The sequence below is a fragment of the Streptomyces sp. NPDC006529 genome, from assembly GCF_040611795.1.
GTDB lineage: Bacteria > Actinomycetota > Actinomycetes > Streptomycetales > Streptomycetaceae > Streptomyces.
In genome coordinates this window covers 37,804-63,585 of the sequence record NZ_JBEXPB010000040.1, presented here as the reverse complement: position 1 = coordinate 63,585, position 25,782 = coordinate 37,804, and the positions used below count along the sequence as shown (strand labels likewise).

At 70.1% G+C, this 25,782-nt stretch carries 21 protein-coding genes and 4 pseudogenes; 11 read left to right on the top strand and 14 right to left on the bottom strand.

Going from position 1 to position 25,782, the window contains the following annotated elements:
- Positions 1–161: 161 nt before the first annotated feature.
- Positions 162–296, bottom strand: a pseudogene (locus ABZY31_RS24365) (IS5/IS1182 family transposase); the annotation flags it as partial.
- A 684-nt stretch (positions 297–980) separates the two neighbouring features.
- On the opposite strand from ABZY31_RS24365, the pseudogene ABZY31_RS24360 reads away from it, so the two are divergent.
- The 4 genes and pseudogenes from ABZY31_RS24360 to ABZY31_RS24345 all read left to right on the top strand — a co-directional run.
- Positions 981–1,105 (top strand): annotated as a pseudogene (locus ABZY31_RS24360) (transposase); the annotation flags it as partial.
- 431 nt (positions 1,106–1,536) lie between these two features.
- Positions 1,537–7,887 carry a DNRLRE domain-containing protein gene (locus tag ABZY31_RS24355; RefSeq protein WP_356413648.1) on the top strand — a complete coding sequence of 2,117 codons (6,351 nt, stop codon included), beginning with the start codon at positions 1,537–1,539 and terminating at the stop codon, positions 7,885–7,887.
- 977 nt (positions 7,888–8,864) lie between these two features.
- Positions 8,865–9,152 carry a hypothetical protein gene (locus ABZY31_RS24350; protein WP_356413666.1) on the top strand — a complete coding sequence of 96 codons (288 nt, stop codon included), beginning with the start codon at positions 8,865–8,867 and terminating at the stop codon, positions 9,150–9,152.
- Between the two features lie 173 nt (positions 9,153–9,325).
- Complete coding sequence (locus ABZY31_RS24345; RefSeq protein WP_356413645.1) at positions 9,326–9,538, top strand: cold-shock protein; 213 nt, start codon at positions 9,326–9,328, stop codon at positions 9,536–9,538.
- Positions 9,539–9,900: 362 nt separating this feature from the next.
- On the opposite strand, the gene ABZY31_RS24340 is transcribed toward ABZY31_RS24345, so the two are convergent.
- The 6 genes and pseudogenes from ABZY31_RS24340 to ABZY31_RS24315 form a co-directional block, all read right to left on the bottom strand.
- Positions 9,901–10,194: a cupin domain-containing protein gene (locus ABZY31_RS24340; RefSeq protein ID WP_356413642.1), complete on the bottom strand. Its 294-nt coding sequence runs from the start codon at positions 10,192–10,194 to the stop codon at positions 9,901–9,903.
- Positions 10,195–10,388: 194 nt separating this feature from the next.
- Entirely contained in the window at positions 10,389–10,646 is a 258-nt protein-coding gene (locus tag ABZY31_RS24335) for a hypothetical protein (RefSeq protein WP_356413639.1), read from the bottom strand.
- 260 nt (positions 10,647–10,906) lie between these two features.
- Positions 10,907–11,326, bottom strand: a complete 420-nt coding sequence (locus tag ABZY31_RS24330) for a hypothetical protein (protein WP_356413636.1) — start codon at positions 11,324–11,326, stop codon at positions 10,907–10,909.
- Positions 11,327–11,472: 146 nt separating this feature from the next.
- On the bottom strand, positions 11,473–11,868 hold the full coding sequence (locus ABZY31_RS24325; protein ID WP_356413634.1) for an ATP-binding protein: 396 nt from the start codon (positions 11,866–11,868) through the stop codon (positions 11,473–11,475).
- An 821-nt stretch (positions 11,869–12,689) separates the two neighbouring features.
- Positions 12,690–13,317 (bottom strand): annotated as a pseudogene (locus ABZY31_RS24320) (IS110 family transposase); the annotation flags it as partial.
- 421 nt (positions 13,318–13,738) lie between these two features.
- The gene (locus tag ABZY31_RS24315) at positions 13,739–14,605 is read right to left on the bottom strand and encodes an AraC family transcriptional regulator (protein ID WP_356413631.1); all 867 of its coding nucleotides are present in this window, start codon (positions 14,603–14,605) and stop codon (positions 13,739–13,741) included.
- A gap of 119 nt (positions 14,606–14,724) precedes the next feature.
- Between ABZY31_RS24315 and ABZY31_RS24310 the strand changes: the two genes are divergently transcribed.
- Together ABZY31_RS24310 and ABZY31_RS24305 are read left to right on the top strand one after the other, a co-directional pair.
- Complete coding sequence (locus ABZY31_RS24310; protein WP_356413629.1) at positions 14,725–15,615, top strand: phytanoyl-CoA dioxygenase family protein; 891 nt, start codon at positions 14,725–14,727, stop codon at positions 15,613–15,615.
- 395 nt (positions 15,616–16,010) lie between these two features.
- Positions 16,011–17,903: an SMI1/KNR4 family protein gene (locus ABZY31_RS24305; RefSeq protein ID WP_356413627.1), complete on the top strand. Its 1,893-nt coding sequence runs from the start codon at positions 16,011–16,013 to the stop codon at positions 17,901–17,903.
- A 209-nt stretch (positions 17,904–18,112) separates the two neighbouring features.
- Here ABZY31_RS24305 and ABZY31_RS24300 read toward each other — a convergent pair whose 3' ends face one another.
- Positions 18,113–18,415, bottom strand: coding sequence for a recombinase family protein (locus tag ABZY31_RS24300; protein WP_356413624.1), 303 nt, complete (start codon positions 18,413–18,415; stop codon positions 18,113–18,115).
- Positions 18,416–18,776: 361 nt separating this feature from the next.
- On the opposite strand from ABZY31_RS24300, the gene ABZY31_RS24295 reads away from it, so the two are divergent.
- Positions 18,777–19,871, top strand: a complete 1,095-nt coding sequence (locus tag ABZY31_RS24295; protein ID WP_356413657.1) for a UDP-N-acetylglucosamine--N-acetylmuramyl-(pentapeptide) pyrophosphoryl-undecaprenol N-acetylglucosamine transferase — start codon at positions 18,777–18,779, stop codon at positions 19,869–19,871.
- Positions 19,872–19,936: 65 nt separating this feature from the next.
- Here ABZY31_RS24295 and ABZY31_RS24290 read toward each other — a convergent pair whose 3' ends face one another.
- Entirely contained in the window at positions 19,937–20,071 is a 135-nt protein-coding gene (locus tag ABZY31_RS24290) for a hypothetical protein (protein ID WP_356413622.1), read from the bottom strand.
- 54 nt (positions 20,072–20,125) lie between these two features.
- Between ABZY31_RS24290 and ABZY31_RS24285 the strand changes: the two genes are divergently transcribed.
- Positions 20,126–20,581 (top strand): hypothetical protein, encoded by a 456-nt coding sequence (locus tag ABZY31_RS24285; protein WP_356413620.1) that lies wholly within the window; start codon positions 20,126–20,128, stop codon positions 20,579–20,581.
- A gap of 199 nt (positions 20,582–20,780) precedes the next feature.
- Here ABZY31_RS24285 and ABZY31_RS24280 read toward each other — a convergent pair whose 3' ends face one another.
- The 5 genes and pseudogenes from ABZY31_RS24280 to ABZY31_RS24260 form a co-directional block, all read right to left on the bottom strand.
- A complete protein-coding gene (locus tag ABZY31_RS24280; RefSeq protein ID WP_356413619.1) occupies positions 20,781–21,017 on the bottom strand; it encodes a hypothetical protein in 237 nt (78 codons plus the stop codon).
- 145 nt (positions 21,018–21,162) lie between these two features.
- Positions 21,163–22,110, bottom strand: a complete 948-nt coding sequence (locus ABZY31_RS24275; protein ID WP_356413617.1) for an aminotransferase class I/II-fold pyridoxal phosphate-dependent enzyme — start codon at positions 22,108–22,110, stop codon at positions 21,163–21,165.
- Positions 22,107–22,316, bottom strand: a complete 210-nt coding sequence (locus ABZY31_RS24270) for a hypothetical protein (RefSeq protein WP_356413616.1) — start codon at positions 22,314–22,316, stop codon at positions 22,107–22,109. Before ABZY31_RS24270 ends, ABZY31_RS24275 begins: the two co-directional genes overlap by 4 nt.
- A gap of 2 nt (positions 22,317–22,318) precedes the next feature.
- Entirely contained in the window at positions 22,319–22,834 is a 516-nt protein-coding gene (locus ABZY31_RS24265; RefSeq protein WP_356413654.1) for an ATP-grasp domain-containing protein, read from the bottom strand.
- Between the two features lie 54 nt (positions 22,835–22,888).
- A pseudogene (locus ABZY31_RS24260) lies at positions 22,889–23,670 on the bottom strand (NAD-dependent epimerase/dehydratase family protein); the annotation flags it as partial.
- 242 nt (positions 23,671–23,912) lie between these two features.
- Here ABZY31_RS24260 and ABZY31_RS24255 point away from each other — a divergent pair.
- The 3 genes from ABZY31_RS24255 to ABZY31_RS24245 all read left to right on the top strand — a co-directional run bounded on the left by ABZY31_RS24255 (position 23,913) and on the right by ABZY31_RS24245 (position 25,608).
- Entirely contained in the window at positions 23,913–24,074 is a 162-nt protein-coding gene (locus ABZY31_RS24255; protein WP_356413614.1) for a hypothetical protein, read from the top strand.
- A 126-nt stretch (positions 24,075–24,200) separates the two neighbouring features.
- The gene (locus ABZY31_RS24250; protein WP_356413612.1) at positions 24,201–25,298 is read left to right on the top strand and encodes a sporulation protein; all 1,098 of its coding nucleotides are present in this window, start codon (positions 24,201–24,203) and stop codon (positions 25,296–25,298) included.
- 46 nt (positions 25,299–25,344) lie between these two features.
- Positions 25,345–25,608, top strand: coding sequence for a hypothetical protein (locus ABZY31_RS24245; protein WP_356413610.1), 264 nt, complete (start codon positions 25,345–25,347; stop codon positions 25,606–25,608).
- Positions 25,609–25,782: the final 174 nt, after the last annotated feature.

The window sequence follows — 25,782 nt, the reverse complement described above, 5'->3', positions numbered from 1 at the left end:
ACGTTCGACCAGCAGGCGCCTACCGAAGACGGTCAGGCGGGCGTTACGGTGGGACACGAAGACCTCCGTCGTGCAATGGGTTCCTAGACAGCTCCGACCACACCGGAGGTCTTCGTCATGTTCAAGACCTACCGAGTGTCAACAACGCTCGTGATCAATACAGCTAGGACCCTGCGGTGTTCGGGGCTGTCCTCCTCCTGACCTCGCAGGAGAGGGCGTCCGGCTCGTCTGCGGTGCGGGACGATCAGTCCGGTGCCGAGGTAGGCGCCGTCCGCCATGACCGTCGTCCCGGCCGCCGCAGCTGGCGGTGACCATGTCGGTGCCGGTCCAGGGCAGGTACGCGATGCCCCGCCCGCGGGACGCCCCTCGGTACACAGGGGGCGAACGACTCCACGCCCCCCTTCGACGCGCCGGCCGCGACCTGACGCAACGAGTCAAGCTCCCGGGCCAGCAGTGCCAGCCACATGCCCCGCAGGGCCGGCCGGCGGCGTAGGGGCTCAGCCAATACCGCTTGATCAGCTCCGGCACGTCTTCGACCTGGCACTGCAACACATCGAAGCGTCAGCTGGCAGCACAGTGGCGCTCGAACGCGACTACTTCTGGCCTGTTCCGGGCGACGAACTCTACGACGTCCCCAACGAACCGAGAACGATCACAATCGGCAGCTCTCCGAGTCATGGCAGCACCTTGAAGACCTACTCGCCGACCCGGACGGGGCCATAGGCCACCAACTGGTCTGGCTTGCCGATCTCCTCCGCGCGATCGGGCAGGAATCCGCCTGATAGCCATCACGCCATCGGCTTCCCCAGCCCACCCCCCGGACAGGCCCTCCGTCCCCCCTAGAAGTGGACAAGGCCACACGGTCCGGGGGGGCCGTGCGCGGCACACGCGCACGGGCCCCCCTTCCGGCCACGGCTGCAGGAGCAGCGACGGGTCGTGGATGCGCGCGTAACTGTTCTGCGCCTTGCCGTCGTTGCGAGGGCGATCCGGCCATCCTGGTCGTCTTCGACGCGGTTACGACGCCCCACGCATGGCCTACCTTCTCGACGGACTGCCCGTCGAGATCCTGGGGCGGATGCGCTCGGACCGCGTCATACGACGGCCGAGAGGGTCATGTGCGTCGCCACTGCCCCCTACGGCGCCGAAGTGCTCGGTGAGAGCGCCCGGTTCCAGGACGGTTACCTGCTCTGCCTCCGCGGAGCCCGCGGGCATCGTCGTCGCACGGGCCGAGCAGCTGGGTCGAGACGCCGCCCCGCAGGCCGCCTCCCGCCCGGACGCGAGTGCCAAGGCCCCGGAGCCCCGCCGACGTTGGTCAAGAGATGGTCAAGATCGCTTTTGACTCTTTCAACACTGTCATGCCGCCGCGCCGCGGCTCGGGGGTGCGCCCAAAGCGGAGATAAGACCGCATAGGCACGAGCACATCGGGGTGCGCATCCGGTTTTTACTTCCGCGGGCGACCCCCTCGCCACTCCTCCCCGGGGCCACTGCGAGAGTTCTCAGCTGATCTTCATTCGGAGATCAGCTGAAGGAGAACCAGTGACCCATCGAATGACGGGCGGCCGCTTCGGACCGCCCGGCCGAATATCCGGCGCCAGGGGACGGGGGGTGGCCGTCCTGGCCGGAGCTCTCTCGCTCACGCTCACCGCGCAGGGGGCCGCGCTCGCGGCCACGCCCCCGCCGAGCCCGGCGGCGGTATCCGCGCTCGGCCCGGCGACCGCCGAGGACGAGGCTTCCGCCCTCCTCAAGGCCCGGCTCCAGAACCGCACCATCGAGGTGCTGTCGGCCCGAGCGGCCGACTCCACCACGTACGCACTGCCCAACGGCAGTTTCCAGAGCTCCGTCTACGCGGCTCCGATACGCGTGAAGGAGGGGGACGTCTGGAAGGACATCAACACCTCCCTCGCCGACACGGGTCCCTCGCTGCAGCCCCGCAAGGCCTCCGCCGCCATCGCCCTCTCGGACGGCGGCGACCGGCAGCTGGCCTCCGTGAAGCGGGGCAAGCACGCCTTCGGCATGGGGTGGCAGAAGGATCTGCCCGCACCGACGGTCAAGGGTGACACCGCCAGCTACCGGCTCGGGGCCGGCGAACGCCTCGAGGTCACCGCGCTTGCGGACGGCTTCTCACAGAACGTGATCCTCGACCGGGCACCCACCGCGCCCGTCTCGTACCGGATCCCGCTGCACCTGGAGGGCCTCACCGTCACCCAGGCCGATTCCGGGCACCTGCTGCTCAAGGGCACCGACGGCGCCCTCGTCGCCGAGGCGCCCGCGCCCATGATGTGGGACTCCAGCAAGGACAAGGCCTCCGGCGAGACCAAGCACCGGGCCCGCGTGGACACCCGCATCGAGTCCGCGGCCGACGGTTCGCAGACCATCGTGCTCACCCCCGACGCCTCCTTCTTCCAGAAGAAGGGCCTCGTCTACCCGGTCACGGTCGACCCGACGTCCACCCTCGCGGCCACCACCGACACCTGGGTGCAGACCCCCGACTACCCCGACTCCCAGGTCTCCTCGCCCGAGCTGAAAACGGGCACGTACAACGGCGGGGCCGACAAGGCCCGTTCGTACCTGAAGTTCGACGTGGCGAAGTTCAAGGGCAAGCACATCACGGACACCAACCTGGCCCTGTACTCGTATTACTCCTCGACCTGCGCCACGACCGGTGCGGGCACCCAAGCACGCCGGATCACCTCCGACTGGTCCTCCTCCGCCATCACCTGGGGCGCCCAGCCCAGCACCACCACCACGGGCGCAGTAACGAACAAGGCCGCGCTGGGCTACGACTCCTCCTGCCCGGCGGGCACGGTCAACTTCGACATCGACGCGATCGTGCAGGCCTGGGCCGACGGCTCGCCCAACTACGGTCTCCAGCTGCTCGGAGCCAGCGAGACCGACTCCACGACGTGGCGGCGCTTCCGGTCCGCCAACTACGTCTCGGGCGACAACTCCGCGGAACCGCACCTGACCGTCACGTACAACTCGTACGCCACGACCAGCGGCGCGGCGATCGCCCCGATGACGGTCAACGCCTACAACGGCCGTCGCTACGTCACCTCGCTGACGCCCTCGCTGTCCGCGAAGGTCACCGACGCGGACGGCTCGAACGTGAAGGCGCAGTTCGAGATCACCGCCGACCCGGGCCACACCGGCACCGCCTACACCTACACGGGCACCACCGGATCGGTGGCGTCGGGTTCCATCGCGACGCTCACCGTCCCGCTGGCCAACGCCTTCCCCGTCGGCAGTTACCTGCGCTACCGCGTGCGCGGCTACGACGGCACCGAGTACGGCGCGTGGTCGGACTACTCCGCCTTCGCCGTCAACAGCGGCCTGCCCGCCGCGCCGAGCGTCAGCTGCCCTGCGTACCCCGCGGGCGCGTGGACCGCGAAGGTCTCCGGCAGCGCCACCTGCACGCTCGACACGACGAGCACCGACGGCGCCGGCTACCAGTGGAGCCTCGACTCGCCGACGCTGTCCCAGCGGGCCCTGGACACCACCGACGGCACCGGCGGCGACCCGCAGACCATCTCCATCGCCCCCGGCAACGGCAGCCACACGCTGCGCGTCCGCGCCGTCGACTCGGCGGGCAACCTGTCGGCGGAGAAGGCCTATTCCTTCGGCGTCGGCGACAGCGGCCTCGGTGTGCTCGCGCCGCGCGACGGCTCCTGGACCCTGGCCGACGTACCGCTGTCGGCTTCGGGCGCCCCTTCGTTCACCGGGGCGCGCTGGCAGTACCGGCGCGGCTCCGCGGACGCCTGGCACGACGTCCCCGTCTCCGACGTCGTCCAGGCGGGCAGCGGCGCGGCCGTGGCCTCCTGGCCGGTGCCGGTGACCGGCGGGACCTCCGCCAAGCTCGTGTGGCACATGGCCGACACCCTCGACGAGGACGGCGCCGTGGAGCTGCGGACCTCCTTCACCGACGGCGGCGGCGCCACCGCGGCCAGTTCCGCCGTCTCGGTCACCCTGGACCGGGCGGGCGCCGCCGCGGCGCAGGAGAACGTGGGCCCGGGTTCGGTGAACCTGCTCACGGGTGACTTCTCGATGTCCGAGGACGACGCGTCGGTCTTCGAGGCCTCCGTGTCGCGGACGTACTCCTCGCGAGCCGTCGACGCCGACAGCGAGGGACAGGCCCCGATCTTCGGGCCGGACTGGGTCTCCTCGGTCACCGCGACGACCGGCGTCGAATACACCAAGGTCCGCCGGACCAGTGCCACTTCGGTGTCACTGATGAACGCCGACGGCAGCTCGGTCGCCTTCACCCTCGGCAGCGACGGCAAGTGGAGGGCCGCTTCCGGCGACACCCAGCTGACGCTGACGGGCGCGCTGGCGGACACCACCCTGTCGCTCACCCATACCGGCAGCGGAACCGTTTCCGCGTTCACCCGGGTCGCCGGGGCGGACACGTGGACGCTGAGCACCAGCCGGGAGCTGACGGAGGACTCCACCACGACGCTGGTCTCCGAGCCGGTCACGGTCGGGACCCGCACGGTGGCCCGGCCCAAGTACGTGATCTCCCCCAACAAGGCGGTGGACCAGGACAACTCCACCTGCGCCGCCCGCCCCTCCACGGCCGGCTGCCGCGTCCTCGAGTTCGAGTACGCCACGGCGACGAGCGCCGCCGGCACCACGCTCGGCGACGTCAAGGACCAGGTCAGGCAGCTGAAGGTGTGGGCCACGGACCCGGGTGCCGGTGCGGCGACCGCGACCGTGGTCGGCCAGTACGCCTACGACGCCCAGGGCCTGCTGCGCGAGGCCTGGGACCCCCGGGTCTCCCCCGCGCAGAAAACGGCCTACACCTACGATGCGGCCAAGCGCGTCGCCACGTACACGCCGGCGGGCCAGCTGCCGTGGACCTTCGGCTACAGCACCGCGGCCGGCAACACCCCGGCGGGCAAGCTGCTGAAGGTGTCCCGGCCGACCCTGGTGCCCGGCAGCGCGACCGAGACCAACGGGACGGCCACCACCTCCCTGGTGTACGACGTGCCGGTGTCCGGCGCCGCGGCCCCCTACCAACTGGACGCGGCGACCGCGGCCACCTGGGGGCAGACAGACCTGCCGGTGACCGCGACCGCCGTCTTCCCGGCCGACCAGGTGCCCGCCTCCGGCAAGGGCTCCGACCTCGCCGCGACGGGCTACCGGCGGGCCACGGTCACCTACCTCGACGCCGACTTCAACACGGTGAACACGGCGGCCCCCGGCGGCCAGATATCCGTGAGCGAGTTCGACGAGGAGGGCAACCAGGTCCGCGCGCTGACCGCCGCCAACCGGGACGTCGCGCTCGGCAGGGCCGCCACCTCGGACCCACTGCTGGCGGCCGAGCTGGCCAAGGTGCGGGCGACCGCCGCCACCCCCGCCGAGGGCACCGCCCAGGCGGCACTGCTGCTGTCCGAGACCACGGTCTACGCCAATGCCGCGAGCGGCTCCTCGCTCGAACGGGAGAGCACCGGCCCCCTGCAGACGGTGACCCTGCGCTCCGCCGCCGCGGGCGCCGGGACCGGCCTGGCAGCGGGCACCGCGGTCCTGGCCCAGTTGCACAGCGTCTCGAGCTACGACGAGGGCCGGCCCGCCGGTTCCCCGGTGTCGGACCTGCAGACCGGTGAGACCACCGGCGCCCGCATCCCGGGCTTCCCGGCCGACGCCGACACCGAGACCGTCGCCACCGTCTACGACTGGAACACCGGCCTGGTACTGAAGGAGATCCGCGACCCGCAGGGCAAGGCGCTCACGACGACGGTCGGCTACGACGCCGCCGGCCGTCAGATCAAGGCCACCGCCCCCGAGTCCGACGCGGCTGGGCCCGGGACCACCATCACCACCTACTGGGGAACCACCGGCGCCTGCGCCGGACACCCGGAGTGGGCGGGCCTGGTGTGCACCAGCGCACCGGGCGGCACCGTCACCGGAGGTGACGCGCAGACGGCCGAGCTGGTGACGAAGTCCTTCACCTACGGCCGCTGGGGCCAGGCCGCGGTGGTCAAGGAGACCGCCAACGGCGTCACTCGCACCACCACCACCTCGTACGACACGGTGGGCCGCCCCACGGGCAGCTCCGTCACCGGCGGCCTCGGCAACGCGGTGCCGGACACGGCCGTCGCGTATGCAGCCGACGGGCTGTCCACCAGCGTCACCTCGGGCGGCGCGACCATCCGGTCGTCCATCGACCGACTCGGCCGGGAAATCAGCTACGAGGACGGCGCGGGCAACACCACCGCGACGCAGTACGACGCCTTGGGCCGTCCGGTGAAGGTCAGCAACTCCGCGCCCTCCAGCGCGAGCTACGCGTACGACACCACCGTGGACCCGCGCGGCGTGCTCACGTCGATCACCGACTCGGTGGCGGGATCCTTCACCGGACAGTACGACGCGGACGGCCGCCTGGTCTCCGAATCCCTGCCCGGCGGATACAAGCTGACCCTGGGATACGACTCGACCGGAGCGGAGACCTCCCGCCTCTACACCAATGCGCAGGGCACGACCGTCCTCGCGGACACCGCGGAAAGGACCGTCTTCGGCCAGATCGCGGCCCACGCGCAGACCGACGGCTCCACCGTCACCAGCCAGTACGGCTACGACGCGCAGGGCCGCCTCACCCGGGCCCAGGACGACAACGGCAGTGCATGCACCGTCCGGGTCTACGCCTTCGACGGCGCCCGCGCCAACCGCACCAACCTTGAGGAATCCCTCACCGACGCCGCGTGCGGCACGACCGGCACCACCACGACCGCCGCGACCGGGTACGCCTACGACAGCGCCGGCCGGCTGCTGTCGTCGACCACCGGGACGACGACGCAGAAGACGGTGCACGACGCCTTCGGCCGCCGTACCGCTGCCGCCGACGGCAGCACGGTCGGCTACTTCGCAAGTGACGCGGTGCGCGAGACCGCCACGGCCTCCGCACGGCAGAGTTACGCGCTGGACGCGGCCGGCCGCCAGGCCACCACGACCACGCAGTCCAAGGGCGCCGACGGCGTCTGGACGACCGATTCGGTCACCGTCAGCCACTACGGCGGCGACGGTGACAGCCCCAGCTGGAGCACCCGCACCACGGGCGGCACCAGCGTGGTCACCCGCATGGTCGCGGATCTGGCCAGCGGGATGAGCGCGGTGACCGGCGCCACCGGCGACACCGTCCTCCAGCTCTCGAACGTGCACGGGGACATCGGCATCCAGCTGCCGCTGGACACGACCAAGGACCCGGTCGTGCAGCGCTTCGACGAGTACGGGCAGCGGCTCGGCACCCCGGCCGCCCGGTACGGCTGGCTGGGCACCGCGGCACGGCAGTCCGACACGCCCAACGGACACGTTCTGATGGGCGCGCGCCTGTACGACCCGGCGACCGGCACCTTCCTCCAGGACGATCCGGTCCAAGGCGGCGGAGCCAGCGCCTACGGCTATTGCTCGGCCGATCCGGTCAACTGCACGGACACGGCCGGCACGTGGGACTACTGGCTGAAGTACACCGTTGGCAACCCGCACATGTCGGCGAAGCGATACTTCAAGAAGTTCCGGGACAACTTCAACTGGGTGTTCCCGATCGGTGGGCACGCCAGCAAGCTGAAGAAGCCGGGCCAGAAGATGGACCTGTGGGTCAAGATCCTGGGCGTGAAGATCGCCTTCCCAGTCGTGGTCAAGAGCATTTCCTCCAACGGCTTCCGCTTCAACACCCGTTGGGGGCACCCTGACTACCCGGGCTTCATCTCCTTCTATTTCACCCGGAAGCGGAGCGGGAAGATGGAGATCACGATTCACGGGAACGTGCCGCCGTTCGCGGATGCCTGGTACATGGGCAAGAGCAACTACGTCAAGCGGGCCAAGAAGACGTGGAAGCCGCTGATCGACAATCTGAAGGACCTGACCCACTACATCAACACCATGGGCGACAACTAGTAGTTTAGTACCGGCCGACGAAGCCCCACCGAAGGTATTCGGTGGGGCTTCTGGGGTTCTCGGCGGCAATGGGGACTGCAATTCGTTCAGAGTCCAGGTTCAAGGCCTCGCGCGGGCTGTCCCCTCCGTTGTTCGAAATCAGGCCTCGCCGGCCTGAGTGATGGCTGTGCGCAACAACGTGGCCATCGATCGGCCGGCCACCCGAAGGGGTTCCGGACTACGGGCCGCCCGGCTGAGCATGAAGGCCCCCTCCAGCATCATGACCGTTGAGTACGCGAGGGACTGCGCCGTCTCCGGTTCGGCCACCCAACGGCCGAACCACCGAGTCGCAGTGCCGACCCACTCCTCGAAGACCTCCGCTACCGAGTACGGCCGAACGGTCCTGTCCCTGCTGGACAGCGTCCGGCGCGGCCTGATAATCGGGGAAACATGCCGAAAGATCCCGTTGGCTGTCGATAACCCTCGTTCCGAAACGAGTTGCGAGTGCACCGCACAAGCCGCCTACACGTACGCGAGGGCGGCAATCACTCCTACGGGTGTGTGTTGGCCGGCCCCGGACATGTAAAGTCGCGGTCACCACCCGAAGGTGGTGACCCACGCTCCCCGGAGCGCAGCGCCCCCACTGCTGATGGTCACTACCGGCGGCGGGCCCCCCGCCGCCGGTCCCTGCCCGCCCTCCTCAAAGGCGCCCTGCTCATCGCCGGAGCAACAGATCAGGTGACGGGACACGCAACACGTACGGCTCCCCTGGCCGTGGCTGGAACGTGCCGCGGATCGGGCGCTTCTCGGGTTCTCCCGGGCGGACCTGTGGGAGCAGGCGACCTCGGCGGCGGGCCGGCCGCGGTGCGTTCGCGCGAGCTCCGCGAACGCCTCCTGATACGAGGGTGGCGGGCGGCGCGGGTCAGAGCGGGCCGGCGTGGGTTGTCCGTGGCGATGGCGCGGGCCAGCTGTGGCACGGGGGCTGCAGGCGGGTCAGGGTGTTCGGCGACTTGGGCGGCCCGGACTTCCAGGACCAGGCCTGGGGGAAACTGCGCGTTCGCCGCCGCGACCAGCTCGGGGTCACCCGGTTGATGGGCGTTGTCGGCACCAGCGCCGACAACGCGGCCTGCGAAAGCTTCCACGCATCGCTCAAACGCGAGACTCTCCACGGCGCCCACGACTACGGCGATGCCGACACCCGCCGCCAGCATGCCGCCAACGGCCACCGCAGCCCCAACGCCTACGGACACCGACACCACACCGTGAAACTCATGCTCGTCGCGTGATCAACAACCGCGTGCCCACCTTCATGGGAAGGCCCGGGTAGGCACGCTTGAGCGGCCCGACGTCCACCAGCCAGACGCTTTTAACTCCGCAACTTTCGTCCCGCCATCGGGGATGATCAGCTCGTCGGGCGTCCTGCACGTCTGACCAGAGCACGTGATTCAAGGGAGTGAATATGGCGGAGCGGCAGTCCGGCACCGTGAAGTGGTTCAACGACGAGAAGGGGTTCGGCTTCATCACCCCCGAAAGCGGTCCCGACCTCTTCGTGCACTTCAGGGCGATCCAGGGGAACGGTTTCAAGAGTCTCAAGGAAGGCCAGCCAGTGACCTTCGTCGCGGTGCAGGGCCAGAAGGGTATGCAGGCCGACGAGGTCATGGCGGAGGGCTGAGCCGCTGATCCGGGAAGCGTCGGACCTGCTGCCGGCCCGGAGCTGAATCGGCTGCCGGGCCGTGCAGCAGGCGATGCTGCCGCAGTGGTCTAACTTCGGCACGGCCCCTCACGCCCAGCCTGGCCGCAGCCAGTGAACTTTGCACCCTCGATCTGACGCTCACCGAACGCCTGCTGGCGAAGGGGCAGCGACGGAGCGATACCGAGCTCCTCACCGTAGTCCAGCGGTAATCGTCCCGCGGTGCGGGACGGAATGGGCGACTGGGCGTGCGAGCCCGTCCCTCACGTCTGGCCGACGGGTGCAGGCGCCCCAGGCCGGCTTCGAACCCTGGTGGCCCGGGTCGCGACGGGCAGCACGCCGGTTCACAGCATCTCGAAATCGTCGAAGTCGAAGCCCGGAGCGACGACGCACGACACCAGGACCGGCTCGACGCCGGCCGGCACCGCGCTCTGCCAGACGTCGGCCGGCACCAGAAACTGCGGCTGTTCTCCATACTCGACACCAGGCCCAAGGAGCGAAGCGGCCCCTTCTTCGGGGGCATGCCCGCTCCCGCCGAGCCGGATCGTCGGCGGTCCGCCCCTGTGCCACAGCCACAGCTCGTCGGAACACACCCGGTGCCAGCGCGAGACCTCGCCGATCCCGACACCAGCCGCCACCACAGCGGCCCGGGGGCGTCGTACGATCTGGCTCAGGCCGGACGGCGGGGGCAACAGGTCCGATCGATGCCGAGCTCCCGTAGCCCGGCCACGACTGCGGCGACGTCACTCCCGCGCCGCGGCCGGCGTCTGCCGAAGCCAGCCGGGGCGCCTTCACTGCAACTCACATGTCGCTCAGCACCAGATAGATCACGTCACGGCCTGCTGATGACTCCGAGCAGCCTGTCCACGTCGTTGCCAAGCGAGCCAGGGGCCGTGGTGCCCGGCGCGTGGTTGGTTCCGAGAAGATCATCCACGGTGGAGCCGAGAGTGTTCCGGTCAGCCACGCCGGGGCCTCCATTGAGATCGAGCAGGCCGTCGGACGGCTTCGAAGCGGCGTGCGCGCCAGAGGCGAAGGACAGTGCGGCCGCTGCGAGGGCGAGGGCGGTAAGTACGCGCTTGGTGTTGTTCATGCGCTGCCAACGATCTTGGGCCGCCGGGGTCACGCGTACTGGTTCCGCCTCACCTGGGAATTCCGGTGTCAGATCGGGCTCCGCCTGATTTCGTGCACCCCCATGCGCGACTCGGAGAACGTTGAGGACCTGCGGCAGGCGAAGAGGAGGATACAACCCTGATCAGCAGGTACTGCCACGTTGGCGATCTTGTGGCCGGGTCCTGTCGCCTCGCTGACTGGCGAGCGCACTGCGGGCGACCGCGCGGGCAATGTGCTTCGTCAGCTGGCCAGGATCACGGAGGCAACCGTCCGCCATCCCGCCTCGGTCCGGGCGGCCAGGTAGAGCACACGGACACGCTGGAACTCCCGCCCCTGGCTGTCCTGGCGCGCCCAGGTCACCTCGATTTGCGCGGCCCGCTCGTTGAGTACGCGCACGACCGGGTCGAGGGCCTTGCTGCCCCCGTAATCGGCGTCACGCAGTGCGCGCAGCTCGTGTGCGAGTCCCTGAGAGAGCGCCTCGGCGGAGGTGAAAACGTTGTGGGCCGTCCCCGTGGTCATGCTGATCGGCACCGAGAAGTAATCGAGGAGCGGCGCGGTATCGGTGCTCCCCTTTGCTGCCAGTCCGACGAACGTCTCGACGTAGCTGTCGAACCATGCCTTTGCTTCGTTCGCGACGGCGGCCAGAGCGGTGTGCGTCATGATTTCGTGACCCTTCTTGCAGAGCTCTCAGGTGCGGGTTCCTTGGAGGGGCGCGCGCTATGCCGTCGTGTCACCGGGTCAGATCTCCCCGGCCTTCGTCGCAGTGAGCCGCCACTTCGTGCAGTGGCGATGCGCCAGCGGGGGAGCTACCAAGGGAGGGCCGCGCAGATGGTCTTTCCGCCTTCCGGCATCGGCTTGATGTGGATGCGGGTGGCGAGTCGCTTGATCACGAACCATCCCCACCCTCCGGTCCCGTCCATCCCAGGGGTCCGGAGCTGGGGAAGCCTGGGACTTTGGTCGGTGACGCAGACGTCGACGGAGTCGTCCAGCAGTTCCAGGTGCAGGGCAGACGGGCCGTCGGTGTACCGGACCGCGTTGGCGACGAGCTCGGCCACCACCAGGAGCACGTCGTCCAGGCTCCCCGCCTTGGCGGGGGGCCGCAGGTGGGCGGCGCTGGCCAGGAAGGCACGGGGGGCATCCCGTGCTGACGCGGCAGGCCGACTCATACGGGACAGGGGATGATCCAGGACGGCGGTACTCATGTGTTCCTCCTTCCACCCGGCGGGCTTCTACGTCGCGCATGCCCCGTTGTGCGCACGGAAACCGGAATGTGGCCTGCCGCCAGGCCCGGAAGGAGGAAGCGGCCGGCCGCGGTACGGGCACCTACGGTGATCACAACGTCGCCCGGGCCCGCACCGCACCGCCAACCAGTGCGCGGCCAGGGCGTAGGCCAGCCAGGTATCGACGTCCGCCTGGACGCACCCGCCCGCGCGCCGGGTGAGCTCGTCCCGTACGGCTTCGCCGCCTTCGGCCGGGCCGACCTGGCCCAGGGGCCGAGGTCGCGCAGGACCTGGAGGTGGTTGGCGCGGGCCGCGATTCGGACGGCTTCGCGCAGCTCGGCCTCCAGCGCGTCGGCGGCGAGCTCGGCCCGGACGATGTCGTCGACGTCCGGGTCGTAGATGGTGCCCGGCCCGGTGGCGGCGAGCAGCTGGGCGATGCGCGCCCACCCCGCGAGTTCCGCCGGGCCGCGGACATCGTCGGCCGGGTCCTCGTACCGGGATGCCTGCCGCGCGTCGAACCACGCGTCCTGGAGGGCCACCGCGACGGCGCTGGTGTCCATGCCCTTCGCCCGGCGCCGTCCGACGCAGCGGCCGATGCGGGCCGGGTCGACCGGCTCGCGGGGCGCGGCGACGCGCGGGGGGAGCTGACGGCGGGCGGGGCGCCGGGGCGGCCAGGGCGTGGTCATCATCGGCCTCGCAATCGTGGTCCGGAACAGGGGGCGGGCCGCCCCCAGAGCATGTTCGGCGGCCCGCCTGAGCCGAAGCACGGTAGGTGTCACCAGCAGGGTCGGACGACCTGGCACCCCGGCCACGGCGGTGTGCTGGGCTTGCGCCGCGGCGACGGCTGCTTCGGCCATGGCCTGGGCGCCACGGACTTTGCGGTTCTTCAGCCAGGTGGCGAGTCTGCTCGGGCCGACCCGGCGTAGGCCGGCCGGGGTCTGGTAGCCGGTCAGGAGGACGTGTGCGGCTTTGGAGGCGGCGTAGTCGAAGGTCCGTTCCAGGGCGGGGAAGTACTCCAGTAGCTGGGCCCGCATTCGGTTGATGGCGCGGGTTCGGTCTGCGGCGATCGTAGCGCCGGCCGGTGAGGATCTTCCGGTCCACCGCGATCTCGTCCCACTCCTGCAAGGGCTGCAGGTCCCGGCGCATCCGTGCCTGGTCGGCGATGACGTAGGCGTCCTTCGCATCCGTCTTGCCGTCACCGCGGTAGCCACGGGAAGCGTGGTGGACGGTTCGGCCGGGAATGTAAAGCAGCCGCTGGCCATGGCCAGTCAGCAGAGCGATCAGAAGTGCGCCCCCGCCGGCGTTCAGGTCGACAGCCCAGGTCACCGGGCTGTCCTCGGCCAGTGCGAGGACGTCGCCTATCAGCTCCAGGAGCTCAGGCTCAGTGTTCGGCACCCGGCGCGAGAGCACCTTCGTCCCGTCTGTGTCCATCACCGTGCAGTGATGCGCGGCCTTGCCGGCATCCGTCCCCGCCCAGAGCTCGGGCGCCCGAGCCTCCCTCGTCGATCGGTTGACTGGTCCCTGCAGACGACCACGCCGACGTGTCCTTACGAAGCGATCTCTGTTCGCTCATCCCAATGAGTGGCCGTGTCGTCGCGGGGCACTGGGCGGCCAATCAGTCAAAGCCACAACCACGGCATGAGCGCTCCAAAGCCACACCCAGGCCCCCGGGTCTCCCGATCGTACGAAGGACCGGAATCAACCCGCCAACAAGGTAAGGAGCGCCCCAGTTGGCGGATGAGCGCTACTTGGCGGAGCCGAGCGTTCTGGTTGGCGAGCTGGACGGCCGTCGTCCTACTCGCTGAAACCAGCACGCTGGCGCCGGGGAACGCGGCCAGGGAGGGATCGAGAATCAATCGGCCTCCCGTTCCACTGGCAGCCACAGCTCGGCATCCGCCTCGCTGCCGTCCGCCGACATCCGCATACGAAGGATTTCCGGCCCGGGGCGGCTCCGGTACGGGTTGGACGGGAACCACTCGGTGAACACATCCCGCCACAGCGCCTGAATCGCCTCCGGCGCCGGCCCCGAGGTGGTGAAGACCGCCCATGTCCCGGCCGGCACGGGCAGCGTGGCCATGCCCTCCGGCGGGGACGCCGAAGTGACGACCCCGTGGTAGTAGTCGAGGTCGGTGCCCTCCGCCCGGCCGGGATCGAGGTCGTCGCAGACCGCGAGGATGCCGTGCGGCTCTTGGTCGGACAGCTTCTCCAGCAGCTCCCTTGGCTGATCGCCGATTCCGCGGACGAAATCGATGATCGCCTGGTTCGGCCCCGAGTGCACGAGCGGCACCCGGGCCTTCGCCCCGACGACGCTGAACCCCGGCTTGTGCACGACGCGGTAGCGCATGCTGCTGCTCCCGTCGACGATGAGACGGAAGGTCATCCGAGGGTGGGAGCTGAGCGCCGCGCCGGTGCGCCGAGCCTCGCCAGGACCGACGCCGTGCACGGCGCGGAACGCCCGCGCGAATGCCTCTCCCGAGCCGTATCCGTACCGGACCGCGATCTCCAGCAGCGTCCGCTCACCGCCCAGCACCTCCGCGCCCGCGACAGTCAGCCGTCGGCGCCTGATGTACTCCGACAGCGGCATCCCTGCGAGCGCCGAGAACATCCGCCGCAGGTGGTACTCCGAGGTGGCCGCGACCCGCGCCAGCTCTCCTACATCGACGGAGCCGTCGAGCTGCCGCTCGATGTGCTCCATGGCCTGATTGAGCCGCTCCAGCACGCTTGCCTCCAAGATCCCGACCACTGATTCAATCAGGCGCGGTCCTGCACACCGCACCCGAGAAAGGCGGTGCGGCAAGTGTCGGGTGATCGGGACGGGCGGCGCCGCACGATGGAGGCATGGACGACACGACCTTGGTATCCCGCTTCCTCCGCGACGGCTTCGTCAAGCTGGAGGGCGTCGTCGCGCCCCGCGTGGCCGCGAGCTGCGCGCGGCTGCTGTGGCGGGAGACGGGCTGCGACCCGGACGACCCGGAGACGTGGACGCAGCCCGTGCACTGGGTCGGCGGGATGGCACAGGGACCGTTCGCCGCCGCGCCCAACTCCCCGGCCCTGCACCGGGCGTACGACCTGCTGGTCGGCGCCGGGCGCTGGGAGCCGCGCTACTCGCTCGGCACCTTCCCGCTCCGCTTCCCGCACGAGGAGGAGCCCGGCGACGCGGGCTGGCACATCGAGGGCAGTTATGCGGTAGAGGGCGAAACCTGGCCCTTCACCAATCTCCACTCACGCGGCCGGGCCCTGCTGATGCTGTTTCTGTTCAGCGAGGTGGGGGAAGAGGACGCCCCCACTCGGATCCGGGTCGGCTCCCACCTCGACGTGCCGAAGGTGCTGGAGCCATTCGGGGAGGAGGGCGCGAGCGGCCTTGCCATCGCGCCAGACCTCGTAGCGGCATCCGCCCACCGGCCGGTCGCCCTCGCCACCGGTTCCCCGGGCGACGTCTTCCTGTGCCATCCGTTCCTGGTTCACGCGGCACAGCCGCACCACGGGGTGCGACCGCGCTTCATGGCCCAGCCGCCGCTGATGCCGGCCGCGCCGTATGAACTGGAGCGGGCCGACGGCGCGTACTCACCTGTGGAGACCGCGATCCGCCGGGGCCTGGGACGGGCCACCTCCGGTCCCGCCGGGGAGGACGCCGGACCCGCCAATCAGAATGCTCCGCCAAGCAGAGTGTTCATCCGCCAACTAGCACGCTCAGTCACAACCGGTGATCGCATTCCTACTTCGGAGTGACGGATTCGCGATGTTCGATTTCAGTTCGATACCGTAGGTAGAGGAGATCCGTCCATATCGGCTGAAATCGCTCCTTCGCTGGAGGTGGGCCATGCGTGACGGCGTTCACCTCTACGTGGCGAGCGGCTACTCGGCCCGCTACGGCGCCTCCCACCCCCGCGACCTGGTGCAACGGGCCGCCGAACGCGGCATCGGCATCCCGGCGCTTCGCGGATGTGCTGGATGCGGGCCGGCTGCTGCGGCCCACGGTGAGCTCGCCCCGCCGGCGGCCCAGTCCCCGGCGGGGCCGAGGCTCAGGCCGATCCTGGTGTGTCCCGCTGACAGACGTTGGTGTCGTCGGACGCGAGAACGTCACACCGCAGGGCGCTGTCAGCGGCGGGTGGCAGCATCGGCGCATGACGAATACGACAGCGTTCGACTGGCGGCCGTTCCTGCTCAGATGGAGCGGGGAGTGGTCGGATTCCCGGCCCGGTGACGAGACGCTGAGCGAGGAGGACGAAGCCGCCCGGCGTGGCCGGTGGTTGGGGTTCCCGTCTGCGTCCGAGGAGCAAATCGTGGCCATGGAGGAACGCCTCGGCCGACGGATGCCCCCGTCGTACCGGGAATTCCTCAAGGTCAGCGACGGGTGGCAGCACGCCGGTCAGTTCATCGGGCTGCTGGCGGGGACCATGAACACGCGCTGGCACGACAACGAGTCCGGACTCGCGGACATGCTTGAGGAATACCTGGACGACGACGCCGGACCCGCCGAGCGGCGGGGTGTGGACGTCTGGCGGCGCGGGCTCCAGCTCGACGTCGAGTCCGACGCCACCCACGTCCTTCTGGATCCCGAGGACGTGGACGAGGAAGGCGAATGGGCCCTGTACACGTGGTCGAGCTGGCTGGCCGAGCCCCCCGAGCGGCACGCGAACTTCCTCGAGTTCATGCGGGACAGATACCGAGAGTTCCACCAGCTGCAGGCACGCCCGGCCGAAGGGGCGCCGGAATTCACCAACGACACCACGCGAGAGCTGGACGCCCTGATGGGGCAGGCCCGGCTGGAGGCATTGCGCGGCCAATGGGAACGGGCCGGGCAGGCGCTGGACGAGGCGAAGGAGTACGGCAGACCGTACGCCGCCGGACTGGGTGACCAGATTCGCCGCCTCCTCGGACAGACCTACATGGTGTATTTCAAGGACTTGGTGACCGATCCGCAGTATGCGGCCGAGCTGCTGCCGTCCCTGGTCGCCGAGCACGCGGCGCACTCGTACAGGGACGACTCGACGCTGAAGTTCAACCTCCAGGGAGCCGGTGACGACGTGGTGTCGCTGGCCTACGAGATGCTGGAGCACGTACGCAACGGCACCTACCGGTACACGGCGGCCGGACCGTTCGGGCAGGCGGTCGCACGGGCACGGGAGCTGGCGCGGTGGGGCGACACCGACGGGGCATGGCGAACCCTGATGGACGCCCTGCCGGTGTGGGAGCCGCTGGGACCCGACCACCTGGCGCCGATGGGGTGGGTGGCCGACCCCCTTCTCGGCCCCCTGCTGACTCCGGAACGGGGCCGCGAGCTGCTGTCCACCCCCAGGGGCGGGCAGGCGGGTGAGGCACCGAGCCCGACGGCCGGCCTAGACCCGGGCAACCTGGCGTGGCTCGTGCGTCCGGACACCGGCGACAACCTCGCGTCGTACCGGTTCGTCCTGGTCGAAGGCGTGCATCCGGAGGACCTGCCCAGACGTCTCGCGGACGGGAACGAGGCAGCGCTGGGTGATCCCATGACCTTCTACGAAGCCCGTCGCCGATTGCTCAGTGGACAGAAGGAGTTCTCGTCCTACGACGACAAGGCCCTGATGGCGGTCGGCCACGCCGGCACCCGTTGGAGCTTCGCGTTCGACAGCGACCCAGCGCATTTCGACCCGCGGCGGTTCGTCTCCCCAGCCGAGGCCGCCAGCGAGGGCACCCGCGCGGTGGTCGTGTGGAGCGGTCTGAGGACCCGGCACGGGGAACCGTTCTTCCATCTTTCCGTCGCGCAGGACGGCGTCGAGCAGTACGCCTTCACCTATGCGGGCGGAGTGATACGCCGAACGGGGGAAGTCCCACGGGCACTGGACCCGGAGCGGTTCTTCGGCTCCCGAGGGGAGGGCGATCAGGCGGAACGGTTGCTGCTGGAGGCCATGGCCGGTGAGTTCGGCGTCCACCTGCCGCGCCACGCGATCACCTGCGGACGGCTCCACAGGTTCACCACCCGCTCGTGGGTACGACCGCCGGGAATCGGGGAGCCGTACATGGTGGTCACCGTCAGCTGAGATGCCGCGCGTTGACATGTGTCGTGCGCCTCACTGCGGGCTCCTCCGTCCCGCCGGGCGAGGTCGGCGCCAGCAGAGCCGAGTACGGCGTGGCAGAACGCTGATGGGTCCCGCACCGGAAGCGGTGCGGGACCCATCAGTTCAGGCTTCGGCCGCCTACGGACGGTCGGGGGGGATCAGGCAGTGGCGAGGGTGCACCCCGTCACCGTCTAACGGGAGTCGGTGACGGTCGCGGCGGCCTCGTCGTACGCGGCAAGGGTTCGGTACAGGGTGGAGCGCCCGACGCCGAGGCGCGAGGCGCTGGCGGTGATGGACTCCTTCGCGTCGCGGCGGCGCAGGGCGACGGCGAGCATGTCGCCGTCGACGGCCGGCGAGCGGCCGCCGTGCTTGCCGTTGGCCGCGGCGGTGTCCAGGCCGATCAGGGTCCGCTGGTGGATGAACTCACGTTCGACCTCCGCCATCGCGGCGAACATCACGAAGAGGACCTTGCCGGCGCCTTGCGGGTCGTACATTCCGGCGAGCGGGCCACCAGGGAAGGTGCTCGCGATGGCGCAGAGCCTCGTGCCGAGCTATGACGATCTCTCGCTCACTACCGCCCTCGACCGGGCCTCAGCGGCCGGCGTCATCGCCCTGCCCACCCGGACCGCCTGAGCGGCCGACCCGTTCACGATCGACGATGTGCTGTCGTTGATGTCCGTCGGGTGCACCATGCCGTGTCGCCGCGTGCTGCGTGAAGGTGGTGCCGGTGGCGGGTGGGGTTCGGGGTGAGCGTGCAGCAAGTAGGGTGCTGGGGTGAACTCGTCTCCCGTGCTCCCGCGTTCGTTCCGGCTGCTTGTGACGGGCTGAGGGACCGGCGATCACACCTATCCCGCTCTGACGGCGATCCGCACCCTGCAGGGCCGCTTCGCGGCGGCAGGCGGCACGCTGGATGTCCTGTGGATCGGGACCCCGGACGGTCTGGAGGCGCGCGTCGCTCCGGCGGAGGGCATCGCGTTCAAGACCGTCGCCACGGGGAAGATCCGTCGCTCGGCCAACCCGCTCAAGACGCTGTCGGCGGCGAACGTGAAGGACATGGCGCGCGTCCCGCTCGGTGTGGCCCAGGCGAGGGCGCTGGTGTCGGAGTTCGCGCCGGATGTGGTCCTGGCGACGGGTGGCTACGTCGCGGTCCCGACCGGTCTGGCCGCACGGCTGTGCCGCCGTCCGCTGGTGCTGCACGAGCAGACGGTCCGGCTGGGTCTGGCCAACCGGAAGCTGGCGAGTTCGGCCACGCGGATCGCGGTGTCCTCGGAGTCGTCGTTGGCGCTGCTGCCCGCCGAGGTCCGTGAGCGGGCCGTGGCGACCGGCAACCCGGTCCGGCCGGAGGTCCTGTCCGGGCACGCGGAGAAGGCCGTCTCGGCCCTGAACCTGACCGGCTTCGACCGGCGCCTGCCGACGGTCTACGTCACTGGCGGAGCGCAGGGCGCTCAGCAGATCAACGGTGTGGTGCGGGACGCGCTGGGGTGGCTGCTGGAGCGCGCGAACGTGATTCACCAGTGCGGTCCGGACAACGTTGACGGCCTGGCCGGGTCCGCGGCCGCGCTGGCGCCGGCGCTGCGGGGCCGGTACTGCCTGACGGGGTTCGTGGGCCCGGAACTTCCCGACGTCCTGGCGCTCGCTGACATCGTGGTGTCGCGTAGCGGTGCCGGCACGCTCGCCGAGCTGACCGCGTTGGGGAAGCCCGCGGTGTTCATCCCGCTGGCGACGTCGGCCGGGGACGAGCAGGCGCACAATGCCCGTCATCTTCAGGAGGCGGGCGCCGCTGTCGCTCTCACGGGTGAGGTGAGCGCGGATCGTCTGCGGGACGCGGTGGGTCCGCTCCTCGCAGACCCCGCGCGGCGGCAGGCGATGGCGGATCGGGCCCGGGTGCTGGGTCGGCCGGATGCGGCGGACAGGCTCGTGGACGTGGTCTTGTCCGCCGCAGCCGGTTGACCGCTCGCCGTTGGCTTGTTGCCTCCTCAGAGGGGCAGGCGCCCCGGGCGAGAAAGGAGTCGCGGCTACGGCTTGGCGATGTGGAAGCCGTGCTTCACACCGTCGCCGCTCGTATCTCCGGCCTTCTTGTCCTTGATGAAGGTGAACAGCGGCTTGCATCGAGCCCTACCACGTGCGGGGGATCGTGCGTCACGGTCCAATCACGGGCCCGCGCGTCCAGTGGAGGGCCGGGCAAGACTGGCAAGCATGGCGCGATGCACGCATCCCGCACAGCCCTCGCCCTCGCCGCGGCCACCGGGCTTCTCGCCCTCACCGGGTGCTCCAGCGACCCCAAGCCCGCTGCCGAGCAGCCTCCCGCCAACGGGCCAGCGCCCGCATCCTCCACCGCACCGAAGGCAGACCCGGCCCGCGCCGAACTGGAGAAGGCCGTCCGGGCTTACTCCTCCTCGTATTTCAAGCCCGACGGGCCCGCCGTCTACGCCGCCCTCTCTCAGCGCTGCACCGCGAAGATCGGCGACCCAGAACCCTTCAACGGCGTCGTCGCAACAGCCGCCAAGACCTACGGCCCCCAGGGCATCACCACGCTCACGATCGACGACATCGCTGGCAACAGGGCTCACGTCTCGTACACGTACGCCGTGCCGAAGCTCAGCCAGAGCAGCCAGGCGTGGGCGCGCGAAGGCGGGGCCTGGAAGTACGACGGCTGCTGAACCTTTCTGCCCTTATTGCAAACCGGCGCCCGTGCGTCACGCGCGGCGTCAGGCAATGGCGGATCGAGCCCGGGTGCTGGGTCGGCCGGATGCGGCGGACAGGCTCGTGGACGTGGTCTCGTCCGCCGCAGCCGGTTGACCGGTCGCCGTTAGGGGCAGCGGAGTTCTGCCGTGTGGAGCGCGATGCCTGCCGCGATTGTCACGGCGCAGGCGTTGAACGCGTCTTGGTCCTGGCCCATGGGGTCGGGATGTCGTGTCCAGGGAGGTAGAGGCGGAGTTTTGCGTGGTGGGCTTCGCCGAAGACGGTGTGGAGGGTGTCGAGGACGGCGGCGTCCATGGCCAGGCCGTCATCGGCCCAGTCGAGGTCTTCCCGGGTGATCTGCCTGCCGCGGTGGTGGGTGAGGTCGAGGCCCAGGCTCCGGGCTGCGGTGACCATGGAGGGTTGGCGGGCTGGTCCTGCCATTTGCCGATCAGGCCCGCGGAGCGGACCGTCACCGCGGCACCGCCCCGGTGGGTGAGCGCGACCTGGGCGAGCGGGCTTCGGCAGTAGTTGCCCAGGCAGACGGTCAACAGCTTGCGCATCACGATCCTCCGGCGGACTTGAGGGCTTGGCCGAGCGCGGTCACCACGAGGTGGATGTCCGTCTCGGTGAGGGGCTGGTGGAAGGGCAGGCTGAGGATCTCCTCACCTGCCCGCTCGGTGGCCGGCAGCCAGCGGCGCCAGGCGGCGAAGGCGGGCTGAAGGTGGTTGGGCGGGTAGGTGAAGTGGTCGAGCTGGACGAGGCCGATGGCGGCGTTGAGGGCGGAGAGCTGGTAGCGCAGTCCGAAGCCGTCCACGCGGTAGCTGGTGATGTTGGCGCGCTCGCCCTGGGACTGGACCACTCCGAGCAGCCGCAGACGGCGGATGGTGTCGGCTTCCTCGGGTGTGCGGGGGATGAGCATGCCGCCCTGGCCGCAGGTCAGGTTCTTGATCGGACCGAAGGAGAAGCAGGTCAGTGCCCCGTTCGCGCCGACCCGGCGAGTACCGTGGTGGGAGCCGAAGGCGTGGGCCGCGTCCTCGATGACGACGATGCCTCGCTCATCGACTTCCTCCTGGACGGCCGAGAGGTCGACGGGCCTGCCCCCGAAGAGGACCGGGATGACCGCGGCCGTGGTGTCGGTGACGGTGTCCATGGCGAGCTGGTCGGTCACGCACAAGGTGGCGGGGTCGATGTCGATGAACCGCGGGGTGGCGCCGACGGTCAGGATGGCCTGGATCGTCGCGCAGAACGTCATGGAGGGCACGATCACCTCGTCGCCGGGGCCGGTCCCGGCGGAGAGCAGGGCGGTGTGGAGGGCAGCGGTGCCTGAGGAGAGGGCTACGGCGTCGGGGATGCCGAGGAAGTCGGCGATCCGCCGTTCGAACTCCTCGGTGACGCTGGTGTGTCCGTACTGCCCGTCCCCCAGGATCCGGGCGACGGCTTCGCCTTCCGGCCCGTACAGGTAGGGGCTGGCGTTGCGGCGGGCGTCGGGCCTCGTCGGTGCGGTCATGACGTTTCTCCCTTGGCTGTGGCCGTGCCGTCCAGGCCGCTGGCGTCGCCGATGGCCAGGGTCTCGATGTAGTTGGTCAGGAACACCCCGTTCCGGTAGGCGAGGCGGGTGCGGTCGATCGGCAGGCCGAACAGGCCGTTGACCATCTGGCCGACGAGGTCCGCTCCGGCCGCCTCGGTCAGCGGGAAGCCGCCCGCGACGCGCACGTTCAGCTCGGTGATCGTGCGCCGTCGCCCTGGACGAATCCTTGGACGCAGCACAGGCCCCGGGCTCGGACGGCGGCCAGGGTCCGCACCACGAGGTCGTGGACGGCCGGGTTCTCGAAGGTGGTGGACACCGCGGCAAGGCCTGCCTTGACCAGGTCGCGGCGACGCAGGATCACCGACGGGCGACCGGTGTCGTCCACCAGGCAGTCCGCGGTGAACTCGCTCCCATAGATCCGCCGCTGCGCGATCGGCTCCGGCACAAGGTCGCACAGCACCCGCGCGTGCTCCCGGCGGCGAACGAAGTGGACGTTCTGGGCTCCGTGGCCGCGGCGGGGCTTGACGACCAGCTCGGCACCCTCGGGTACCTGGTCGATGTCCTCGGGCCGCCAGGTGCGCGGGGTCGCGATGCCGTGTTCGGTGAGCACGTCGTGGAAGAGGGCCTTGTCGGTGCAGGCCCGGCCCGACCAGGCGTCCGGGAGCCACAGGCGCACGCCGGCGGCCTCCAGTCGGGCGGCCATGGCGGTCAGCGGCTCCAGGTCGGCCTCGATCCCGGCGACCACCGCCTGCACCTTGCCCGCGCCGCACAGGGCCAGGAGCTTGGCGGTCAGCTCGCGGCCGGTGAGGTCCGTGCCGCCACCCAGGTTGTAGATCTCGCCCGGCTTCCCCTCGTCCAGGACCAGCTCGATGGCGGCGCAGTTGTCCTGGACGTGCAGCCAGTTCCGCACGTGCTGGCCCTGCTCGTGCAGGGTCACCTTCTCGCCTTGGAGAAGACGGGTGACGAAGAAGGGATGACCTTCTCGGGGAACTGGTGGGGCCCGTAGTTGTTCGAGCTGCGTGTCACGCAGACGGGCAGGCCGTAGGTCTGGAAGTGGCTGAGCGCCACCAGGTCGCTCGCGGCCTTCGACGCCGCTTAGGGGACACAGGGGCGAACGGAATCTTCCTCGGCCGCGGAGCCTTCGACGAGCGATCCGTACACCTCGTCCGTCGAGACGTGCACAAACTTCTCGATCCCGTGGCGGCCGGCCGCGTCGGCGAGCGTCTGCGTGCCCAGCACGTTCGTCGTCAGGAAGCTGCTGGCGGCGGTCAGGGAGCGGTCGACGTGGGACTCGGCGGCGAAGTGGACGACCGCGGTGTGCCGGGCCATCAGGTCGTCCACAAGGGGGCCGTTGAGGATGTCGCCGTGGACGAAGGCGAGCCGGGGGTCGAGGAAAGCCTCACCGAGGTTCCCGGTGTGGCCTGCGTAGGTGAGCGCGTCCAGCACGGTCACCCGGGACACGTCATCGCGGCGCAGGATCCGGCGCACGAAGTGCGAACCGATGAAGCCGGCACCGCCGGTAACGAGGACTTCGTACATCTGTCACCCGCTTCGAGTCGTGGACGGGACAGACAGCGCCCCGGTCACCACGCTGTGAAGTGCCTGGTGCGGCGGGCCGCCGTCTGCTCACCAGAAGACCGCCGCCACCGCGGGTGCGGGAGGCAAACTCGGGGGGTGAACAACGCGCAGCCCGTTCCTTGCCGCGCGTCCGAGTCCTAGGCTCGGACCCCGCCTCCGCGGCAACGACGCCGCGAAGACACCGGCTGGAGCAGGTAGGCTCGGTGACGCGTACCAAGGACCGCCCAGGCGACCCCAACGAGGACCTCGGGCGGCTCATCAAGCGGGTGGGCGCGAGCCACAAGTCCCTGGCCGCGCAGGTCAACCAGATCGGAGCCAGCGTGGGCGTACCGCTGCGCTACGAGCACACCAGCGTCGCCAGATGAGATCTCGGAATGATCCCGCGCGGCCGCGTTCCAGAATTCTTGGCCGCTGCGCTGGGCGAACGCCTCGGTAGGCCCGTGAGCGTGGACGAGATCGGCATGTACAGCAGGTCAGGCGGAAACCCTGACATGGGGTTGGATTTCGCCCGCGACCCTGTCGACGCCGTCCGCGTCGCCGCGACCTACTGGAGAACCGTGGACCGCACCCGCCGCAAGCTCATCGGCCACACCTTCGCGATCGGCGCCTTCGCCACCCCCGTCACCCGTTGGCTGGCCAAGCCCACCGACGCCCCCATCGCCCACGAAGGCGGGCGCCGGGTCGGCCGCAGCGACCTCGATGAGCTGTGGAAGGCAGCGGACGAGGCCCGCCTGCGGGACTCGCGCTGCGGCGGCGGGAACTGGAAGGCCCGTTCCGTCACCGAATGCCTGCGCCTGAACGCCCCCCTGCTGACCGGCACCTACAGCGAGGCCGTCGGGCGCGAGCTGTTCGCAGCGGCCGCTGAACTGTCCCGGGTGGTGGGGTGGTCCGCTGTCGACACCGGCCACCACGACACCGCCCAGCGCCACTTCGTCCAGGCCCTACGCCTGGCCCGCGCCGCCGGCAACGTGGAGAGCGGCTGCTACGTGATGGCAACCATGGCCCTCCAGGCCTTCCTCCGCGGTCACCCCGAACAGGCCGCCGACATGGCCGACGGCGCCTACGAACGCGGGCGCGGCCACGCCGCGCCCCGGGTCCTGGCCTTCGCCAAACTGGCCGAAGCCCGCGCACACGGCCACATCGGGAACACCAAAGCGGCCACCGCCGCGCTCGGCCGGACCCAGGAACTCCTCGACTCGATCCGCCCCGGCACCCACGACCCCGCCCACCTCGCCTACATGACCCACGCCCGTCTGGCCACCGACGCCACCGAAGTCCACCGCGACCTCAACGACCCCAAGCGCGCCTTCACGTGGAACGAACTGGCCGCCCCCATGCCCGCGGACCGCTTCACCCGCGCCACGGGTATCCGCATGGCCGTCCTGGCCACCAGCCACATCCAGGCCCGCGACCTCGAACCGGGGCTCACCGCCGCGAACACCTCGCTCGACATCCTCAGCAACGTTCACTCCAGCCGCGCCCACAGCTACCTCCACGAGGTCACCCGCGCACTCGCCCCGTGGAAATCCCGCCCCGAGGTCAGCGACCTCATCCACCGCACCCGCACGGAACTCCCCACAGCCGCCTGACACCGGCCAACCGCACGCTGTCAGTAGCCAGCGGAAGAATCAACAAATGGACCACGAACGCACGGCATCCGAGTCCGAGGGGCTCGCCGCCTCCTTGCACACGTACCTGTCCGAGACCGTCTTCGCCTTCGCCGGCATGACCGCCACGGAGGCAACCCTGGCCATCACCTGCGCGGTGGCCGACTGGGCAGAAACTGCGGGATGGAAGTGCCGCTGGGTGGGAGGCACCCATCCGCTACATCGACCCGCCCGGCCCGATCGGCATGGGTTGCCGGGTCATCTGGCAGCCGTCACGGTCCGCCTACCTTGACCTCCAGCTGCTGCGCGAGCAGCGCCCCCCATTGCGGCGGAGATCGACCGTGAGGACATCAGCACCGCCGTGTACAAGCTCCGCGACGAGGCGTTGCGCGGGCGTCCCGCCCTGTGGATCCGATGGCACGGAGCGGCGCGGGCCGAACTGCCGTCCGGCGTCGCCCGCCTGCGT

Coding starts and splice junctions, on each gene's coding strand:
- ABZY31_RS24345 (WP_356413645.1), top strand. CDS start 9,326: ATGGCGGAGCGGCAGTCCGGCACCGTGAAGTGGTTCAACGACGAGAAG.
- ABZY31_RS24335 (WP_356413639.1), bottom strand. CDS start 10,646: ATGAACAACACCAAGCGCGTACTTACCGCCCTCGCCCTCGCAGCGGCC.
- ABZY31_RS24330 (WP_356413636.1), bottom strand. CDS start 11,326: ATGACGCACACCGCTCTGGCCGCCGTCGCGAACGAAGCAAAGGCATGG.
- ABZY31_RS24325 (WP_356413634.1), bottom strand. CDS start 11,868: ATGAGTACCGCCGTCCTGGATCATCCCCTGTCCCGTATGAGTCGGCCT.
- ABZY31_RS24310 (WP_356413629.1), top strand. CDS start 14,725: ATGGACGACACGACCTTGGTATCCCGCTTCCTCCGCGACGGCTTCGTC.
- ABZY31_RS24305 (WP_356413627.1), top strand. CDS start 16,011: ATGACGAATACGACAGCGTTCGACTGGCGGCCGTTCCTGCTCAGATGG.
- ABZY31_RS24300 (WP_356413624.1), bottom strand. CDS start 18,415: ATGTACGACCCGCAAGGCGCCGGCAAGGTCCTCTTCGTGATGTTCGCC.
- ABZY31_RS24285 (WP_356413620.1), top strand. CDS start 20,126: ATGCACGCATCCCGCACAGCCCTCGCCCTCGCCGCGGCCACCGGGCTT.
- ABZY31_RS24280 (WP_356413619.1), bottom strand. CDS start 21,017: ATGGTCACCGCAGCCCGGAGCCTGGGCCTCGACCTCACCCACCACCGC.
- ABZY31_RS24275 (WP_356413617.1), bottom strand. CDS start 22,110: ATGACCGCACCGACGAGGCCCGACGCCCGCCGCAACGCCAGCCCCTAC.
- ABZY31_RS24265 (WP_356413654.1), bottom strand. CDS start 22,834: ATGGCCGCCCGACTGGAGGCCGCCGGCGTGCGCCTGTGGCTCCCGGAC.
- ABZY31_RS24250 (WP_356413612.1), top strand. CDS start 24,201: ATGGGGTTGGATTTCGCCCGCGACCCTGTCGACGCCGTCCGCGTCGCC.
- ABZY31_RS24245 (WP_356413610.1), top strand. CDS start 25,345: ATGGACCACGAACGCACGGCATCCGAGTCCGAGGGGCTCGCCGCCTCC.